At 72.7% G+C, this 17,519-nt stretch carries 16 protein-coding genes; 7 read left to right on the top strand and 9 right to left on the bottom strand.

The window, feature by feature from the left end; all coding sequences use genetic code 11:
* Positions 1-96: 96 nt before the first annotated feature.
* Positions 97-1,149 carry a LacI family DNA-binding transcriptional regulator gene (locus tag AOM05_RS13210; protein ID WP_062523017.1) on the bottom strand — a complete coding sequence of 351 codons (1,053 nt, stop codon included), beginning with the start codon at positions 1,147-1,149 and terminating at the stop codon, positions 97-99.
* Positions 1,150-1,373: 224 nt separating this feature from the next.
* Here AOM05_RS13210 and pyrD point away from each other — a divergent pair, with 224 nt between their 5' ends.
* Entirely contained in the window at positions 1,374-2,516 is a 1,143-nt protein-coding gene (gene pyrD, locus AOM05_RS13205) for a dihydroorotate dehydrogenase (quinone) (RefSeq protein ID WP_062523015.1), read from the top strand.
* 10 nt (positions 2,517-2,526) lie between these two features.
* Here the strand turns inward: pyrD and AOM05_RS13200 are convergent, their stop codons facing one another.
* The 5 genes from AOM05_RS13200 to AOM05_RS13180 all read right to left on the bottom strand — a co-directional run bounded on the left by AOM05_RS13200 (position 2,527) and on the right by AOM05_RS13180 (position 7,436).
* Positions 2,527-2,991, bottom strand: coding sequence for a hypothetical protein (locus AOM05_RS13200; protein WP_062523013.1), 465 nt, complete (start codon positions 2,989-2,991; stop codon positions 2,527-2,529).
* A 9-nt stretch (positions 2,992-3,000) separates the two neighbouring features.
* Complete coding sequence (gene ald, locus AOM05_RS13195; protein WP_062523011.1) at positions 3,001-4,089, bottom strand: alanine dehydrogenase; 1,089 nt, start codon at positions 4,087-4,089, stop codon at positions 3,001-3,003.
* Positions 4,090-4,152: 63 nt separating this feature from the next.
* Complete coding sequence (locus tag AOM05_RS13190; RefSeq protein ID WP_228373310.1) at positions 4,153-4,944, bottom strand: M15 family metallopeptidase; 792 nt, start codon at positions 4,942-4,944, stop codon at positions 4,153-4,155.
* A 156-nt stretch (positions 4,945-5,100) separates the two neighbouring features.
* Positions 5,101-6,141, bottom strand: a complete 1,041-nt coding sequence (locus tag AOM05_RS13185) for a hemolysin family protein (RefSeq protein ID WP_062523007.1) — start codon at positions 6,139-6,141, stop codon at positions 5,101-5,103.
* Entirely contained in the window at positions 6,138-7,436 is a 1,299-nt protein-coding gene (locus AOM05_RS13180; RefSeq protein WP_062523005.1) for a hemolysin family protein, read from the bottom strand. Before AOM05_RS13180 ends, AOM05_RS13185 begins: the two co-directional genes overlap by 4 nt.
* 286 nt (positions 7,437-7,722) lie before the next feature.
* On the opposite strand from AOM05_RS13180, the gene AOM05_RS13175 reads away from it, so the two are divergent.
* Positions 7,723-11,505 carry a multifunctional oxoglutarate decarboxylase/oxoglutarate dehydrogenase thiamine pyrophosphate-binding subunit/dihydrolipoyllysine-residue succinyltransferase subunit gene (locus AOM05_RS13175; protein ID WP_174442368.1) on the top strand — a complete coding sequence of 1,261 codons (3,783 nt, stop codon included), beginning with the start codon at positions 7,723-7,725 and terminating at the stop codon, positions 11,503-11,505.
* Positions 11,502-12,098 (top strand): GDSL-type esterase/lipase family protein, encoded by a 597-nt coding sequence (locus tag AOM05_RS13170; protein WP_062523003.1) that lies wholly within the window; start codon positions 11,502-11,504, stop codon positions 12,096-12,098. The genes AOM05_RS13175 and AOM05_RS13170 overlap by 4 nt, the downstream gene beginning before the upstream one ends.
* A 13-nt stretch (positions 12,099-12,111) precedes the next feature.
* On the opposite strand, the gene AOM05_RS13165 is transcribed toward AOM05_RS13170, so the two are convergent.
* On the bottom strand, positions 12,112-13,200 hold the full coding sequence (locus tag AOM05_RS13165; RefSeq protein ID WP_062523001.1) for a type IV pilus twitching motility protein PilT: 1,089 nt from the start codon (positions 13,198-13,200) through the stop codon (positions 12,112-12,114).
* Between the two features lie 140 nt (positions 13,201-13,340).
* On the opposite strand from AOM05_RS13165, the gene AOM05_RS14755 reads away from it, so the two are divergent.
* Positions 13,341-13,415, top strand: coding sequence for a 50S ribosomal protein bL37 (locus AOM05_RS14755; RefSeq protein WP_371327667.1), 75 nt, complete (start codon positions 13,341-13,343; stop codon positions 13,413-13,415).
* A 124-nt stretch (positions 13,416-13,539) separates the two neighbouring features.
* Here AOM05_RS14755 and rsrA read toward each other — a convergent pair whose 3' ends face one another.
* Together rsrA and AOM05_RS13155 are read right to left on the bottom strand one after the other, a co-directional pair.
* Complete coding sequence (gene rsrA / locus AOM05_RS13160; protein ID WP_062522999.1) at positions 13,540-13,785, bottom strand: mycothiol system anti-sigma-R factor; 246 nt, start codon at positions 13,783-13,785, stop codon at positions 13,540-13,542.
* The gene (locus AOM05_RS13155) at positions 13,772-14,392 is read right to left on the bottom strand and encodes a sigma-70 family RNA polymerase sigma factor (RefSeq protein WP_062522998.1); all 621 of its coding nucleotides are present in this window, start codon (positions 14,390-14,392) and stop codon (positions 13,772-13,774) included. The genes rsrA and AOM05_RS13155 overlap by 14 nt, the downstream gene beginning before the upstream one ends.
* Before the next feature lie 152 nt (positions 14,393-14,544).
* Here AOM05_RS13155 and AOM05_RS13150 point away from each other — a divergent pair, with 152 nt between their 5' ends.
* From AOM05_RS13150 to rsgA, 3 genes are read left to right on the top strand one after another with little or no spacing between them, the layout of a single operon-like run.
* Entirely contained in the window at positions 14,545-15,126 is a 582-nt protein-coding gene (locus tag AOM05_RS13150; RefSeq protein WP_062522996.1) for a hypothetical protein, read from the top strand.
* Positions 15,123-16,433, top strand: coding sequence for a 3-phosphoshikimate 1-carboxyvinyltransferase (gene aroA, locus AOM05_RS13145; RefSeq protein WP_062522994.1), 1,311 nt, complete (start codon positions 15,123-15,125; stop codon positions 16,431-16,433). The genes AOM05_RS13150 and aroA overlap by 4 nt, the downstream gene beginning before the upstream one ends.
* Positions 16,434-17,450, top strand: a complete 1,017-nt coding sequence (rsgA, locus tag AOM05_RS13140) for a ribosome small subunit-dependent GTPase A (protein ID WP_062522992.1) — start codon at positions 16,434-16,436, stop codon at positions 17,448-17,450. It begins immediately after the preceding gene.
* Positions 17,451-17,519 lie beyond the last annotated feature (69 nt).

The raw sequence follows: 17,519 nt of genomic DNA, 5'->3' as shown, positions 1-17,519 counted from the left end.
TGGAACGTATCAATGGAAACAGGGCATCGCAACACATAGCAGGTGTTAACGAGCACATTCAGCGCGGCGAAACGATTCAGGCGCCGCGTGCCCCTCCTACGCAAGCCCGACGGTGCTCTGCCGCACGATCAGGCTCGGCGCGAGCCCCACCACCCGGTGCTCGTGGCTCGGGTCGTTGATCTCCTCGAAGAGCAGCTCCGCCCCGCGCGCGCCCATGTCCTCGCCCGGCTGCCTCACGGTGGTGAGCGGGATGGGGCTGTCCCACGCCTCCTGGTTGTCGTCGTAGCCGACGATCGCGACGTCGCCGGGGACGTCGACCGTGCCCGACGCGGACACGGCCTGGAGCACGCCGGCCGCGGCGAGGTCCGCGACCGCGAAGATCCCGTCGATCTCGCCGCTCTCGATCCGCGGCAGCAGCTCGCGGCCCACCCGCCAGCCGTCGGCACGGTGGACGTTCTCGACGCCCACGCGGGCGACGATGGTGGCGTCGCTCGCGTCCACCACCTCCTCGAAGCCGGCGAGGCGCTCGGCGACCGGCTGCAGCTCGTACGGCGGCGACACCACCGCGAGCCGCCGCCTGCCCAGCTCCACCAGGTGGCGGGCCGCGATCGCGCCGCCCGCGCGGTTGTCGGCGTGCACCGAGCAGTAGCGGTCGTCGAGGTTGCGGTAGTCGAGGAACACCAGCGGCCGCTCGCCGCGGTGATGGGCGGCGAGGCTCTCGTAGTGGGCGGGGTTGTTGATCGACACCAGCGCGCCGAGCGTGTGCACCGCCTCGAACATGCCCAGGTAGCGCCGCTCCCGGTCGAGGTCCGTGTACGAGTTCGCGATGAGCACGTACCCGTTGCGCTCCTCCACGATCCGCTCGACGCCCCGCAGCATCTCCACGAACAGCGAGTTTGCGACGTCGGACAGCACCAGCCCCACCGCCGGCATGGTGCCCACCGCGAGCGAGCGGGCGGTGCCGTGCGGCACGAAGCTCAGCTCCGCGATCGCGCTCTCGACACGCTGGCGCGTGGCCTCCGCGACGCGCTCGGGGTGGTTGAGCACGTGCGACACCGTGCCCTTGGACACGCCCGCGAGCGCCGCCACGTCGGCGAGGCTGCTGCGCCGCGCCGCGGCGGCGCGGCGGACGGACGGTCCTGAGGTCACGCGCCCACTCTACGGGCGCTCGGGCCGCCCTTCTCGCAGGCATGACGCCCTGTGAGGGCACCCCAGGGCGGCGCCGCCCACGCGCCAGGCCCCGAGGTCCCGGGAGGGGGACGATGCGGGGGTCTAGCGTGGCGGCGACCTCACCGACGAGCGACGCGACGGGACCTCGCGAGCTCCCCGGTCCCTGCCCGCCGTGCCGCAGCTACGAGAAGGAACCGGGCTCCATGGGCACCACCGCACGCCGCGCGATGACCACCGCGTACACCAAGGGCGTCAAGCCCGTGATCTTCCGGATGCACCCGGACCGGGTGCACGACGACATGGTCAGGCACGGCGGATGGGCCCAGCGGCTCACCCCGGTGCTCGCGGCCGCGGAGTCGCTCCTCACGCACAGCGACCCTGCGCTCACCACCGAGGCGTACGGCCTCACGCTGCGCAACCCTCTGGGCCTGGGCGCCGGGCTCGACAAGAACGTCGCCATCCCCGGCATCCTGCAGATGACAGGCTTCGGGTTCCTCACCTTCGGGTCGGTCACGTCCCGCGTGTGCGCCGGCAACCCGCGCCCGTGGTTCCACCGCCTCCCCGCGGACGAGTCGCTGGTGGTGCACGTGGGCCTCGCGAACGGCGGCGCCGAGCGCGTCGCGGCCCGGCTGCGCGAGCTCGCCGACGCCTCCCACCCCCGCCTCACCGCGCTGCCCTTCAAGCTGTCCGTCGCGCGCACCAACGACGCCCTCGCGGGCGACCTCGAGGAGGGCATCGAGGACTACGTCGCCTCCGTCCGCGCGCTCGACGGCCTGAGCCCGCTGCTCGAGCTCAACATCTCCTGCCCCAACACCACCGTGGGCGAGGCGTTCACCGAGCCCGACGCCCTGGACCGCCTGCTCGCCGCCGTGGACCAGGCGTCCCCCAGCCAGCGCATCGTCCTCAAGATGCCCTCCGATAAGCCCTGGGAGCACTTCCGCGACCTGGTCGACGTCGCGCTCGACCACCGCGTCGACGGCCTCACCCTCGCGAACCTCCGCAAGGACCGCGACGCGGTCACGCTCGACCCCGCGATCCGCGGCAACCTGTCCGGCCGTCCCGTGCGCGAACTCAGCACCGAGCTGGTGCGCCGCACCTACCTCCACGCCGGCGACCGGCTGACCCTCGCCGGCCTCGGGGGCGTGTTCGACGGGCGCCACGCCTACGACAAGATCACCGCGGGAGCGACGCTGGTGGAGCTCGTCTCGGGCCTGATCTTCCGCGGCCCGGCGGTGGTCGGCACCATCGCCGAGCAGCTGGTCGCGCTCGCACAGGCGGACGGCTTCGCCCGCGTGCAGGACGCGGTCGGCTCGCGCGCCGAGGAGCCCGCCCGCACCGTCGCCTGACGGCGCCCGGTCAGCCGAGCGGGGCGATCGCGACGGTGTCCGCCAGCGCCGCTTCTCCGTCGACGTCCACCTCGCACGTGAGGTGCTCCTCGCTGTCGAGCCACCACACCACGGTGACGTGGTCGCGGCCCTCCTGCGCGAGCGCTGCGGCGGACGCGTCCGCCTCGGCCTCGTCGACCTCCGCGCCCGCGGACTCGAGCAGCCCCTGCTCCTCGAGGAAGGCCCGCAGGTCCCGCCAGTCCGCGCTGCCGTAGACGTCCCCGGCGACGATGCGCGGCGGGGTCTCCCCGTCCGTCGCCGTGGCCGCGTACGCGGCCTCGCACACCTCGACCGCGTCCGCCTGCCCGGCGCTCATGCCGGACCGCAGGCCCGACGCGACGAACGCGCCGATCACCACCAGCGCGGCGATCGATCCCGCGATCGCCAGCGGCATCCAGGTGCGGGGGGTCGGGTTCGCGTCGGGGGTCTCGGACATGCGCCCAGCCTAGGCGGGCGTCCGCGCCCTCCCGAGCGCCGCCGCCACTGCGGGGTGGACCACCCGCCCGTCCCGCACGTTGACCCCGCCGGCGAGCGCGGGGTCCCCGGCCAGCGCATCGTCCACCCCGTCCGCCAGGCGCAGGATGTACGGCAGCGTGACGTTGGTGAGCGCGCGGGTGGCGGTGACCCCGACCGCGGCGGGCATGTTGGCGACCGCGTAGATCAGGCTGCCGGCGACCTCGCGCACCGGGTCGCGATGCGTGGTGGGCACCGAGTCCTCGAGGCAGCCGCCCTGGTCGATCGCGATGTCCACCAGCACGCTGCCTGGCGCCATGCTCTCGACCATCGCGTGGGTCACCACCACCGGCGCGGGGCGGCCCGGCACCAGGACGGCGCCGATCACCAGGTCGGACCCCTCCACCGCGGCGGCGATCGCGTGGGCGGTCGACGCGACGGTACGGACCCGCCCGCCGTGGCGCTCGTCGATGCGCCGCAGCGCCGGCAGGGACAGGTCCACGGCGGTGACGTCCGCACCCAGGCCCACCGCCTGCGCGATCGCCTGCGAGCCCGCGACCCCGGCGCCCAGCACGGTGACGCGTGCGCCCGGCACGCCGGGCACCCCGCCGAGCAGCACGCCGCGGCCGCCCTGCGGGCTGAGGAGGTGGTGCGCGCCGGCGAGGACCGCGAGACGCCCCGCGACCTCGCTCATGGGCGTGAGCAGCGGCAGCGAGCCGTCGGCCGCCTGCACCGTGTCGTAGGACAGCGCCGTGGTGCCGGCGCGGACCAACGCGTCCGCGACCGCGGGGTTCGCCGCCAGGTGGAGGAACGTGAAGAGCACGTTGCCGCTCAGCAGGGCGAGCTCGTCGGGCTGGGGCTCCTTGACCTTGACCACCAGGTCGGCCGCCCAGGCGTCCTCCGCGGACACCAGCCGTGCGCCGGCGTCACGCAGGTCCGCGTCGGTGATCCCGGCGCCGGCGCCCGCGCCGGACTGCACCAGGACCTGGTGGCCGCGCGCCGTGAGGGCGTGCGCGCCGGAGGGCGTCAGCGCGATGCGCGTCTCGCCGCTCTTGGTCTCCGTGGGGACCCCGACCCGCATCGCCGCCTCCTCGCGTCTCCCTCCAGTCCTACACCCGGACCTGGGGGCGCGACGCGCGCGCGATCAGTACTGGTCGTAGGTCTGGTACTCCCAGTGCCACGGCTCGTACTTGCTGGTCTTGGCCCAGTCGGGGTTCCAGAAGCCGTAGGTGGCCGCGTTGTTCGCGAACCAGTTGTAGTAGATCCCGTACGCGTGCGAGCTGCACAGGTCGATCGCGAGGCCCAGGCCGTGCATCGAGGTGCCGGGCGTCGCGGCGAGATAGCCCTTCGACGCCTTGGTCGCGTACTGGCTCGACAGGGTGCGGTACGAGTCGGTGATGCAGATGTCCGTGCCGAACTCCGTGCGGAAGCGCTCGTTGAGCGCCGCGAACGCGAGCGCCGCGTCCGGACGCAGCGCCTGGCCGGAGATCCACAGCGAGCACAGCTGGTCGCTGCGCAGGTTGCCGTTGGACATCACGGGGTCGAAGTCGGGGTCGCAGTCGGGCAGAAGGCTCGAGGTCACCGGGACGTCGTTCGCGGTGAGGACCGCGCCGGACTGGTCGTCGACCGTCGGCAGCGGCAGGTCCGAGGACTCGAACTGCGGGCCCGCACCTAGGATCGCGGTCGCGGTGGTGGGCGACTCGCCCTTGACCACGCCGGGCAGCTGCTCCGCGGCGTTCGCGTACGGCGCGATGGTGCCCATCACGGGGTAGATCACCATGGCGGCGAGGAAGCCGACCATGACGCCCGCGCGGGTGACGACCTTGCGGCGGCGCAGCGTGGTGCGGACCTGGATCTCGGCGGTGTGCTCGATGCGGCGCTCCCTGCGGGAGCGGTGGGTCGACCGGAGCGCGTGATGGGCGGCGCGCTTGCTCACCATCGCCTCCTTGGGGCCACGGACATCGGATGCACGAACGTCCCGGGGCGTCATCTCCGCCGGGGCGTCCGGATCAATTATTACCAAATGGTAACGATGGGGCCAACCCCTTGGGGATGTCGGCTCCGTCACATCCCGTGATCGGTCACCGTCCTGCTACGCGCCGGCGTCCCTGCGGGCGAGCGAGTCGCGCACCTCGCCGACCAGCTCCTCGAGGATGTCCTCGAGGAACACCATGCCCACCGCGCGGTCGTCACGGATCACCGTCGCGACGTGCGCGCCGGAGCGTCGCATGAGCGCGAGCGCGAGCTCGACCTCGGCGCCGTGCGCGACCGCGGGCAGGTCGCGGACGCGCCATGCCTGGATGGGCTCCTCGCGCTCCCCCGGCCGCGCGTACAGCGCGTCCTTGATGTGGAGGTAGCCCACGTAGGCGCCGTCATCCGTGACGGGGAACCGAGAGAACCCGGTGTCCGTGGCGACCCGCTCGAGCTCCTCGACCGTGACGCCGAGCGCGACCGCGTGGACCGCGTCGAGCGGCACCATGACCTCCTCGACGGAGCGCTCGGAGAACTCGATCGCGGTGGTGAGCAGGCCCGTCGGGTCGGAGATGGTGCCCTCCGCGGAGGACAGCTCGACGATGCTGTGGACCTGGTCCGCCGTGAACGCGCTCGTGACCTCGTCCTTGGGCTCGAAGCCGAGCAGGCGCACCGTGGCGTTCGCGACCCAGTTGAGCGCCACGATGATGGGGCGCACCGCGCGCGCCACCGCGACCAGCGGCGGGCCGAACACCATCGCGGCGCGGTCCGGGCTCGATACGGCGGCGTTCTTGGGCACCATCTCGCCCACCACCACGTGCAGCCCGACGATCACGAGGAGCGCGATCGCCACGGCGACGCCGTGCGCGGCCGCCTCGCCGAGGCCGAACGTGTGCAGGACGGGCTCGAGGGCGTGCGCGAGCGCGGGTTCCGCCACCACGCCCAGCGCCACGGAGCACACGGTGATGCCCAGCTGCGACGTGGCCAGCATGAGCGACACGTTCTCCATGGCCCACAGCACCGTGCGGGCGGCGCGCGAGCCCTGCTCGACGCGCGGCTCGATCGAGCTGCGGCGCGCGGAGATGATCGCGAACTCCGCGCCCACGAAGAACGCGTTCGCCAGCAGCAGCCCGATCACGGCGAGCACCATGCCGGCGCTCATCGCTCGTCCTCCTCGACGTCGATCGGGGTGAGGCGCACGCGGTCGATGCGACGGCCGTCCATGCGCTCGACCCGCGCGCCCACGCCGGGAGCCTCGACCGCGTCTCCCGCCTCGGCCACGCGGCCCAGCCGCGCCATCACGAACCCGCCGAGCGTCTCGTAGGCGGGCGACTCGGGGATCACCAGGCCGGTGCGCTCGTGGACCTCGTCGGGGCGGAGGTCGCCGGGGACGATCCACGCGCCTCCAGGCGCGCGGTGCACGGCGGCGCGGCGGCGGTCGTGCTCGTCGGCGACCTCGCCGACCAGCTCCTCGACCACGTCCTCGAGCGTGACGAACCCGGCGGTGCCGCCGTACTCGTCGACCACGATCGCGCACTGGTAGCCGAGCCCGCGCAGCTCGACCAGCAGCGGGCCCATCTGCATGGTCTCGGGGATGCGCGGGGCGTCCGCCATGAGCGCCCGGACGGACGCGTCGGGGCGACGATGCGCGGGCACGGCGATCGCGGCGCGCAGGTGGACGATGCCGAGGACGTCGTCCGTGCCCTCGCCCACCACCGGGAAGCGCGAGTGCCCCGTCGCACGCGACGCCGCGATGACGTCCGTGGCGGTGGCGTCGCGGCCGAGCGTGTGGAGGCGGGTGCGGTCGGTCATGACGTCGATCGCGGCGAGGTCGTCGAGCTCGATGGAGTTCTTGAGCAGCAGGGCCGTCGACGGTGCGAGCGTGCCGGCCTCCGCGCTGCGGCTCACGAGCGCGGCCAGCTCCTGGCGCGAGCGCCCGCCGGCGAGCTCCTCCTTGGGCTCGATCCCCATGAGCCGCAGGATCCCGTTGGCGGCGGCGTTGAGCAGCGCGATCACGGGGCGCAGCGCCCCGGTGAACGCCATGTTGAGGGGCGCCGCGACCTGCGCCGTGCGCAGGGGCTCCGCGAGCGCGAGGTTCTTGGGGATGAGCTCCCCGACGATCATGGAGAACGCGTTGACCACCACCAGCGAGATGGTGCCCGCGAGGCCCGCCACCGCCGCGCGCGACAGCGCGCTCGTGGACAGCGGGATGGACAGCAGCTCGACCAGCGCCGGCTGCGCCGTGTAGCCGAGCAGGATGGTGGTGAGCGTGATGCCCACCTGCGCGCCCGACAGCTGCGTGGACAGGCGCCGCAGCGCGGCACGGACGCGGCGTCCGCGGCCCTCGTCCTCGACGTGCGAGGGGTCGAGCGCGACGAGCGAGAACTCGGCGGCGACGAACACGGCGGTGCCGAGCGTGAGGAGCACCCCGGCACCCACGAGGAGCCACGCGGTCATGGTCGGCCGGAACTGTCGGGGTCCATGGTGTCGAAAGAGTACAGGCGGGCCCGTCCCCCGCACAGGACCGGGCGCGCGGTCTTCCCTGGCATCGCATCACGTAAAGGTTCCCCAAAACTTTCGGAACTTGGTTCCGAGCGCACCCGTTTTGGGGGAAGGATAGGAACCACTGATCACCATCGACGCTGATGCGCCAAGAAAGCGAGCGGCCTCCACCGTGTCCCCAGACACCTCTGCGCCCGATACCGACCGTGTCTCCGTCGCCCGCGCTGCAGGTGCCCCGTCAGTGGCGTCGCTCATCCTGGGCGGCGCGCGCGGGGCAGATGCGACGCCGGGCGACTCCGCGACGCGCCAGGAGACCCCTGACGCCGGGCACAACGCCACCGTCCCCCAGCCCCCGACGCAGGCCATCCCGACGGTGACCCCGTCCGCGGCCGCCGGAGCCGTGCCGCCGCCCCCGCCTCCGCCGCCTCCGCCGCCCGCGGCGCAGCGCGCCGACGCCCCCGCGCCGGTCGCCGAGCCCGCGCAGGACGCGACCTCCCCCGCCGCCCCCGAGGCGCCCCGCAGCAAGCCGGCGCCCCCGGCCGCCGCATCGTCCCCCGAGGCGGACCCGACCGCGACGCAGCCCATCGCGACCGCGCAGGCCCCCACCGCCGCCTACCTGCAGCGCCCGGAGTTCTCCCAGGTGGCGCCCAAGGACGTGACGCAGGGCGTCGAGCGTCTGCGCGGCCCCGCCGCGCGCGTGGTCGAGAACATGGAGTCGAGCCTCGCGGTGCCCACCGCGACCTCGGTCCGGACCGTGCCCGCGAAGCTGATCATGGACAACCGCGTGGTGGTGAACAACCACCTGGCGCGCACCCGCGGCGGCAAGGTGAGCTTCACGCACCTCATCGGCTTCGCGATCGTCGAGGCGCTCGCGGAGTTCCCGTCGATGAACGTCGCGTACGCGGAGCAGGACGGCAAGCCCGCCCTGTCGACGCCCGCGTCCGTCAACCTGGGCCTCGCGATCGACCTGGCGCGTCCCGACGGCTCGCGCCAGCTCCTGGTGCCGTCCATCAAGGGCGCCGACCGCATGGACTTCGCCGAGTTCTGGGCCGCCTACGAGGACGTGGTGCGCCGCGCCCGCAACGGCGCGCTGCAGGCCGCCGACTTCCAGGGCACCACGCTCACGCTCACCAACCCGGGCACGCTCGGCACGGTCCACTCGGTGCCGCGCCTCATGAACGGCCAGGGCGCGATCATCGGCGTCGGCTCGATGGACTACCCGGCCGAGTTCCAGGGCGCGTCCGAGGAGACCGTGACCCGCTTGGGCGTGTCGAAGGTCATGACCCTCACCTCGACGTACGACCACCGCGTCATCCAGGGCGCGCAGTCGGGCGAGTTCCTCGGGATCGTGCACCGCAAGCTGTTGGGCCTCGACGGCTTCTACGACCGCGTGTTCTCCTCGATCCGCGTGCCGTACGAGCCCGTCCGCTGGGTGCAGGACGCGGCGACGGACCCCGCCACCGAGGCGGCCAAGCCCGCGCGCATCGCCGAGCTCATCCACGCGTACCGCTCGCGCGGCCACCTCATGGCCGACGTCGACCCGCTGTCGAGCCGCCCGCGCAAGCACCCCGACCTGGACGTGCAGACCCACGGGCTCACGCTGTGGGACCTCGACCGCTCGTACGAGACGGGCGGCTTCGCCGGCCAGCAGTCGTGGAAGATGCGCACCGTGCTCAGCCGCCTGCGCGACGCGTACTGCCGCACCATCGGCCTCGAGTACATGCACATCGCGGACCGCGAGCAGCGGTCGTTCTTCCAGGACCGACTCGAGCACGGCTACACCAAGCCCACGCGCGAGGAGCACCTGCGGATCCTCCACCGCCTCAACGCGGCAGAGGCCTTCGAGGCGTTCCTGCAGACCAAGTACGTGGGCCAGAAGCGCTTCTCGCTCGAGGGCGGCGAGTCCCTGATCCCGCTGCTCGACTCCGTCATGAGCGCCGCCGCCGAGGCGGGCGTCCACGAGGTCTGCATCGGCATGGCCCACCGCGGCCGCCTCAACGTGCTCGCGAACCTCGCCGGCAAGAGCTACGGGCAGATCTTCTCCGAGTTCGAGGGCACCGCGGTGCCCGGCTCGGTGCAGGGCTCCGGCGACGTCAAGTACCACCTGGGCACGGAGGGCACGTTCACCGCCGAGTCGGGCGCCACCACGCGCGTCTACCTCGCCGGAAACCCGTCGCACCTCGAGGCGGTCGACCCGGTGCTCGAGGGCATCGTGCGCGCCAAGCTCGACGCGCTGGGCGCGGACCCGGCCACGGACGGCTACCCGGTGCTGCCGCTGCTCATCCACGGCGACGCGGCCTTCGCCGGCCAGGGCGTGGTGCTCGAGACGCTCAACATGGCGCTGCTCAAGGGCTACCGCACCGGCGGCACCGTGCACGTCATCATCAACAACCAGGTGGGCTTCACCACCGGGCCCGAGTCCTCGCGGTCGACGCGCTACTGCACCGACATCGCCAAGGGGTTCCAGATCCCGATCTTCCACGTCAACGGGGACGACCCGGAGGCGTGCGTGCGCGCCGCCCGGCTCGCGTTCGAGTACCGCGAGCGGTTCGGCCGCGACGTGATCGTCGACATGGTCTGCTACCGCCGTCGCGGCCACAACGAGGGCGACGACCCGTCGATGACGCAGCCGCGCATGTACGACCTCATCGAGGGCAAGCGCTCCGTCCGCCACCTCTACACCGAGGCGCTCATCCGCCGCGGCGACATCACCACCGAGGAGGCGGAGTCGGTCTCGAAGGACTACCTCGCCCAGCTGGAGCGGGTGTTCATCGAGACCCGCGAGGGCTACAAGCCGTCCTCCGACTCCGAGGCCATCTCGGGCCTCGAGCTGCCGTCCTCGCAGTCCTCGGACGCGGGCGTGATGGTGGGCTGGAAGACGGCCGTCTCCGCCAGCCAGGTCGAGCGCATCGGGCGCGCCCACGTGCGTCCGCCCGAGGGCTTCTCCGTCCACCCGAAGCTCGAGAAGCTGCTCGAGCGTCGCGAGGTCATGAGCCGCGAGGGCGGCATCGACTGGGGCTACGGCGAGATCCTCGCGTTCGGCACCCTGCTGCAGGAGGGCGTCCCGGTCCGCGTGTCCGGGCAGGACTCGCGCCGCGGCACGTTCGTGCAGCGTCACGCGGTCTACCACGACCGCAACACCGGCTCCGAGTGGACCCCCCTGCTGTACCTGTCCTCCGACCAGGCCCGCCTGCACATCTACGACTCCCCGCTGTCGGAGTACGGCGTGCTGGGCTTCGAGTACGGCTACTCGGTCGAGCGGCCGGACTCGCTGGTGGTGTGGGAGGCGCAGTTCGGCGACTTCGTCAACGGCGCGCAGACCATCATCGACGAGTTCATCTCCTCCTCCGAGCAGAAGTGGGGGCAGTCCTCCTCCGTGGTGCTGCTGCTGCCCCACGGCTTCGAGGGCCAGGGCCCCGACCACTCGTCGGCCCGCGTCGAGCGCTTCCTCCAGCTGTGCGGCGAGGAGAACATGATCGCCGCGATGCCGTCCACGCCGGCCAGCTACTTCCACCTGCTGCGCCGCCAGGCGTACAACCGGCCGCGCAAGCCGCTCATCGTGTTCACCCCGAAGTCGATGCTGCGCCTGCGCGCCGCGCAGTCCGCGGTCGAGGACTTCACCACCGGCACCTTCCGGGAGGTCATCGGGGACGATGCGGTGGATCCGGCCTCGGTCGACCGCGTCCTCCTGTGCGCGGGCAAGGTCTACTACGACCTCGTCGCGGAGCGTGAGCGCGCGGGGGACACGTCGACCGCTATCGTGCGTCTTGAGCAGCTGTACCCGCTCGCGCACGACGCGATCCGCGAGGCCCTCGCCCCGTTCGATGGCGCCGAGCTGGTGTGGGTCCAGGAGGAGCCTCAGAACCAGGGAGCGTGGTCGCGCATGTCGTTGAGCCTTCCGCAGGTGGTCGGCACCACCCTCGGGGTGGTGTCCCGCCCGGCGTCCGCCTCGCCCGCCTCGGGCCTGGCGTCGCGCCACGCGGCCGAGCAGGCGGAGCTGGTCGCGCGGGCCTTCGCCCGATGAGGAACGTCTTCCTCGTCGGCGACGAGCTGGTCGCCGGACACGGAGACCCCAAGGCGCTGGGGTGGGCGGGGCGCGTCGCTGCGCGCACCCTCCCCCTCGCGCCGGACCTCGCCTTCCACACGCTCGCGGTGCCGCACGAGACCACCGGCGAGCTCACCAGCCGCTGGGACGAGGAGGCGCTGCGGCGCACCGCCCGCACGGAGCCCGAGGCGAACCACGTGCTCTTCGCGATCGGTCGCCACGACGTGCACCGCGGGGTCTCCCCCACCATGACGCGGCTCAACATCGCGAACTTCCTCGACCGCGCGCACGCGCTGGGCTTCGAGACCCTCATCGCGGGCCCGCCGCCCGGCGCCGAGCCGGACAACCCGCGCATCGCGGAGCTCGCGGCGGTGTGCGAGGACGCGGCCTCCCGCCGCGGCGTGGGCTACATCGACATGTACGGCCCCCTCGCCCGCCACGAGCAGTGGGGCGCGGACATGGCCACGGGTCACGACTCGCTGCCGCTGCAGGCCGGCTACGGCCTCATGGCGTGGCTGGTGCTGCACTCGCGCTGGCACTCCTGGCTCGGGATCGAGCCGCCCGCCGCCTGAGCCCGGCGCCGCGTCAGTCGATGACGCCGGCGCCGCGGAGCTCGACCAGCAGGTCGTGCGGACGCGACGCGATCGCGACCGCGTCGTCCAGCGCGACCACGTTGTCCCGCACCAGCTGGAACAGGTGCTGGTCGAACGTCTGCATCTTGTAGTACTCGCCGTCCGCGATGAGGTCGAGGATGGGCGGCTGGCTCGCGGGGTCCACGATCGCCTCGGCCGTGCGGCCGGTGTTGACCATGACCTCGGCGACCAGGGTCCGGCCGCCGCCGTCGCCCTTGCGCACCAGCCGCTGCGACACGATGCCGCGCAGCGTCTGCGCGAGGGTCGCGCGGACCTGGTTCTGCTCGTGCGGCGTGAAGAAGTCGACGATGCGGTTGATGGTGTCCTGCGCGTCCACCGTGTGGAGCGTCGCGAGCACCAGGTGACCGGTCTCGGCGGCGGACAGCGCCGCGCGCACGGTCTCGATGTCGCGCATCTCGCCGACCATGATGACGTCGGGGTCCTGGCGCATCGCGGCGCGCAGCGCGGACGTGAAGTCGAGCGTGTCGGAGCGCACCTCGCGCTGCGAGATGATCGCCTTCTTGTCCTGGTGCAGCACCTCGATCGGGTCCTCGATGGTGACGATGTTGACCTCGCGGTAGCTGTTGATGAGGTCGATCATCGACGCCAGCGTGGTGGTCTTGCCGGAGCCCGTCGGGCCCGTGACCAGCACCAGCCCGCGCGGCTCCAGCGCGAGGTCCGCGATGACGCCCGGCAGGCCCAGCTCCTCGAAGCTCTGCGCGCCCACGGCGACGCGGCGGAACACCAGGCCCTCGGCGCCGCGCGCCACGTAGGCGTTGACGCGGAAGCGTCCCACGCCCGACAGCGAGAACGCGAAGTCCGCCTCGTGGGTGTCGCGGAACACCGGCACCAGGTCCTCGGGGAGCACCTGCGCGACCATGTGGCGCGTGTCCTCGGGGGTCAGCGGCGGCACCTGCAGCTTGCGCAGCCGGCCGTCGACGCGCACGCGGGGCGCGGAGCCCACCTTGCAGTGCAGGTCGGAGCCGCCCGTCGAGGCAAGCGCGTGCAGGAACGGGATGACTGACTGGGGCTGATCGCTCACGGTTCCTCCATCGGCATCCGGCATGGGCGGCTTGAGGGGAGCGTAGCGGTCCCCGCACCGTCCCATGCGCCCGGTGTGACGATGTCCTCAGATGTGGGAGGATAGGGGGTCGAATTCCTGCGTCCAGAAAGGGGAACGTTGTGAGCAAGCGAGGCCGCAAGCGCAAGGCGCGCGCGAAGGGTGGCGCCAACCACGGCAAGCGGCCCAACGCCTGAGCCGTTCCGCCCGGATGAATGAGGAAAGCCGCATCGGCCTCGCCGATGCGGCTTTCGTCGTTCTCGGGGGGACGATGCGCGGGTCACCTGGGCGCGTGGCGCGCCCCCCGCATCGTCCCCGGCGCTAGGCGCCGTCCGGGCGGGTCGCCCGGATGGTCTGGAGGATGCGCGCGCGCAGGTCCTCGGGGGCCACGTCGTGGCCCGTCTTGTTCACCAGGCGCTTGATCTTCTCGTTGATCTTGTGCTCCGCCTCGCACGGCGGGCACTCCTTGAGGTGCTCGCCGATCCGGTGGATCTCATCCTCGGGCAGCTCGTGATCGATGTACTCGAACAGTCGATCGAGCGCCTCCTCGCATTCAGGCTTCGGCACGGCACACACCCCCGTCCTTGTCCTTCTGGTCCTTCTTCATCGGGGCCTTCTCGTAGAGACCACGCTCGGCGGCGTAGTCCCGCAGCTTCTCTCGCAACAGCTTCCGGCCGCGGTGCAGCCGGGACATCACGGTCCCCACGGGGGTGTCCATGATCTGTGCGATCTCCTTGTACGCGAACCCCTCCACGTCGGAGAGGTAGACGGCCATGCGGAAGTCGTCCGAGAGCTCGGACAGGGCCCGCTTGATCTCGTCGTCGCCGAGCGCGTCGAGCGCGTTGTCCTCGGCCGAGGCGAGCCCGCTCGACGTGTGCTCCGCCGCGGCGGCGAGCTGCCAGTCCTCGACGGTCTCCGCGTCGGAGCGCTTGGGCTCGCGCTGCTTCTTGCGGTACGTGTTGATGAACGCGTTGGTCTGGATCCGGTACAGCCACGCCTTGAGGTTGGTCCCCGGCGTGAACTTGTCCTGCGCGGCGAACGCCTTGGCGAACGTCTCCTGGACCAGGTCCTCGGCGTCCGCGCCGTTGCGCGTCATGCGCAGCGCGGCGGCGTAGAGCTGGTCCATGTAGGACAGCGCCTCCGCCTCGAAATCGAACTCGGTTATGTCGGTCATCGGTTGCGAGCGTACAGCCGAGGGACGCCGCGCGGGAGTGCGCGACGCCCGGGGCCTCTCCACGGTGGTCGTCACAAGGGTTGCTAACGGCGAGCATCGCTCTCGCATTCCCGCCCCTGACGGCGCGCCCGCGTGTTGGTAGCGTAGGAGGCATGTTGCGTGCACTTGCCCGGCCGCTGCTCGCCTCGTGGTTCATCTACGGAGGCGTCCAGAGCTACCTCGAGCCCGAGACGCGCGCCGCGCGCGTCGCCCCCACCGTCGAGCCCGCGCTCAAGGAGCTGGGCCTCGAGGAGGTCAGCACCGTCGACCTGGTGAAGGTGCACGGCGCCGCCTCGGTCGCGCTGGCCGCGACCCTGGCGCTGTCGCGCAGCCCGCGCGCCGCCGCCCTGGGCCTGGCCGGCCTCGCCGGCGCCACCGCGGCCCTCGCCCACCCCTTCTGGAAGGAGCAGGACGAGGCACGCAAGGAGGCCGAGCTCGAGCAGTTCCTCAAGAACCTGTCGCTCGTGGGCGGCGTGCTGCTCGCCGCGACCGCGGGCCACAGCCAGCGCCACATCGACCGCAAGAAGGCCAAGAAGGTGAAGGCCAAGGAGAAGGCGGTCGAGGCCAAGCTCAAGGAGAAGGAGGCCAAGGCGGAGGTCAAGGCCGCCCTCAAGGCCGCCGCCAAGGCCAAGGACCAGCCCGAGGCCACGCCCGCGAAGAGCTCGAAGAGCGCGAAGAAGAAGCGCGCCGCGTGAGCGGCACCCTTCCCCCCGGCACCGGACTCGGCGAGGCGTGGGACGCGCCCTCCGCGCATCGTCCCCTCGACGCGACGGTCTCCGTCCCCGGCTCGAAGTCCCTCACCAACCGCTACCTGGTGCTCGCGGCGCTCGCCGCGGAGCCCGTGACCGTCCGCGGCGGCCTGCGCTCGCGCGACTCGGACCTCATGATCGGCGCGCTGCGCGGCCTGGGCGTCGCGGTGGACGATGCGGGGGCCGAGTGGCGCGTGACGCCCGCCCCGCTCCGTGGCGGGGTCCACGTCGACTGCGGGCTCGCGGGCACGGTCATGCGGTTCGTCCCGCCGATGGTGCTGCTCGCGGACGGCCCCGTGAGCTTCGACGGCGACGAGGGCGCCCGCGTGCGCCCCATGGGTCCCCTGCTGGACGCGCTGCGCCTGCTGGGCGCGACCGTCGAGGACGAGGGCCGCGGCACGCTGCCCTTCACCGTCACGCCGCCCGCGGAGGTGCCGGACGTGGTCGAGGTGGACTCCTCGTCCTCGTCGCAGTTCGTCACGGGCCTGCTGCTCACCGCGCCGCGCCTGCCCGAGGGGCTCACCGTGCGCCACGCCGGCGCGACGCTGCCGAGCCTGCCGCACATCGACATGACGTGCGAGGCGCTGCGCGAGGCCGGGATCCGCGTCGACCAGCCCGACGAGCGCACCTGGGTGGTCCACCCCGGCGAGATCCACCCGGGCGACGTCCGCGTCGAGCCCGACCTGTCCAACGCCGGCCCGTTCATGGCCGCCGCGCTGGTCGCCGGCGGCACCGTCCGCATCCCGGGCTGGCCCGCCACCACCACGCAGCCGGGCGCGTACTTCCCCGAGCTGCTCACCCGGATGGGCGCGACCTGCACGCTCGACGGCGACGTCATGACAGTGACCGGGACCGGCGAGCTCCGCGGCATCGACGCGGACCTCTCCCCCGCCGGCGAGATCACGCCCACCATCGCGGCGCTGTGCGCCCTCGCGGAGGGACCGTCGCGGCTCACCGGGATCGGCCACCTGCGCGGCCACGAGACCGACCGCCTCGCCGCCATCGCGGCCGAGGTCGAGCGCCTGGGCGGGTCCTGCACCGCCGACGCCGACTCGCTCACCTTCGGCGGCCTGCCCGCGAGCGGCCTCCGCGCCGCCGCGATGGAGACCTACCACGACCACCGGATGGCGACCTTCGCCGCGATCGTCGGGCTCGCCGTGCCCGGCGTGCGCGTGATCAACGTGGGCACCACCGCGAAGACCATGCCCGACTTCCCCGCCATGTGGCGCGGGATGCTCGACCTGGACGGCTGAATGGCCCGCCGCGAGTACGACGAGTCGGACGCCAAGGTCCGGCCCAATCGGCGCGGCTCGCGCCCGCGCACGAAGATCCGGCCCGCGCATGAGGAGGCAGTGGACGGCACCGTGATCGCGGTCGACAGGGGCCGTTTCACCGTGCAGGTGGACGATGCGGTGGTCACCGCGGTCAAGGCCCGCGAGCTGGGGCGGCGCGGCTTGGTGATCGGCGACTGGGTGAAGGTGGTCGGGGACGTCTCCGGCGCGCCCGACACGCTTGCACGGGTGGTCAAGCGCCTCGAGCGCCGCAACTCGCTCAGCCGCACGGCGGACGACACGGACGCGACCGAGCGCGTGATCGTCGCCAACGCGGACCAGCTCGCGATCGTGACCGCCCTCGCCGACCCCGAGCCGAACCCCCGCATGATCGACCGCTGCCTGGTCGCGGCCTTCGACGCGGGCATGGACGCGGTGCTGGTGCTCACCAAGGCGGACCTCGCGAGCGCGGAGGGCCTGCGCGCGGCGTACGAGCCGCTCGGCGTCACCGTGATCGAGACCTCGGTGCGGCGCGACGGCGGGCCAGAGGCGGACCCGGGGTTCGTGCGCTTCCGCGAGGAGCTGCACGGCATCACCACCGTGCTGGTGGGCTACTCCGGCGTGGGCAAGTCGACCCTGGTCAACGCGCTGGTGCCGGACGCGGGCCGCGCGGTCGGGATCGTCAACGACGTCACGGGCCGCGGCCGCCACACCTCGACCTCCGCGATCCGCTACGAGGTGCCGTCCGGCGGGTGGATCGTCGACACCCCGGGCGTCCGGTCCTTCGGGCTCGCCCACGTGGACCCCGCGCACTTCATCCTCGCCTTCCCCGACATCGCGGACGCCGCGGACGAGCTGTGCCCGCGGGGGTGCACCCACGAGTCCGCCGAGCTGGGCTGCGAGCTCGACGCGTGGGCAGGCGACGTCGCGGACCGCCACGCGCGCGTCGACTCGATCCGCCGCCTCCTGGCCTCCCGCGCGGCCGGCGACCAGTACTGACCCGCGGACTCCCCGACCCCCAGTTCGCTCCGCACGGTTTCATATCCGCCACCCCGGCTTCCCGCCCCG

The organism is Demequina silvatica, from assembly GCF_000971215.1.
Taxonomy (GTDB): Bacteria; Actinomycetota; Actinomycetes; order Actinomycetales; family Demequinaceae; genus Demequina; species Demequina silvatica.
The sequence above is the reverse complement of the archived record's forward strand: the minus strand, read 5'-3'. Positions and strand labels throughout refer to the sequence as shown.

What these genes read in the sequence shown, in the direction of transcription:
- ald (WP_062523011.1), bottom strand. Translation starts at nt 4,089, where the DNA reads ATGCGGGTCGGGGTCCCCACGGAGACCAAGAGCGGCGAGACGCGCATC.
- AOM05_RS13155 (WP_062522998.1), bottom strand. Translation starts at nt 14,392, where the DNA reads ATGACCGACATAACCGAGTTCGATTTCGAGGCGGAGGCGCTGTCCTAC.
- AOM05_RS13200 (WP_062523013.1), bottom strand. Translation starts at nt 2,991, where the DNA reads ATGTCCGAGACCCCCGACGCGAACCCGACCCCCCGCACCTGGATGCCG.
- rsgA (WP_062522992.1), top strand. Translation starts at nt 16,434, where the DNA reads ATGGCCCGCCGCGAGTACGACGAGTCGGACGCCAAGGTCCGGCCCAAT.
- AOM05_RS13150 (WP_062522996.1), top strand. Translation starts at nt 14,545, where the DNA reads ATGTTGCGTGCACTTGCCCGGCCGCTGCTCGCCTCGTGGTTCATCTAC.
- pyrD (WP_062523015.1), top strand. Translation starts at nt 1,374, where the DNA reads ATGGGCACCACCGCACGCCGCGCGATGACCACCGCGTACACCAAGGGC.
- AOM05_RS13170 (WP_062523003.1), top strand. Translation starts at nt 11,502, where the DNA reads ATGAGGAACGTCTTCCTCGTCGGCGACGAGCTGGTCGCCGGACACGGA.
- AOM05_RS13185 (WP_062523007.1), bottom strand. Translation starts at nt 6,141, where the DNA reads ATGAGCGCCGGCATGGTGCTCGCCGTGATCGGGCTGCTGCTGGCGAAC.
- AOM05_RS13180 (WP_062523005.1), bottom strand. Translation starts at nt 7,436, where the DNA reads ATGACCGCGTGGCTCCTCGTGGGTGCCGGGGTGCTCCTCACGCTCGGC.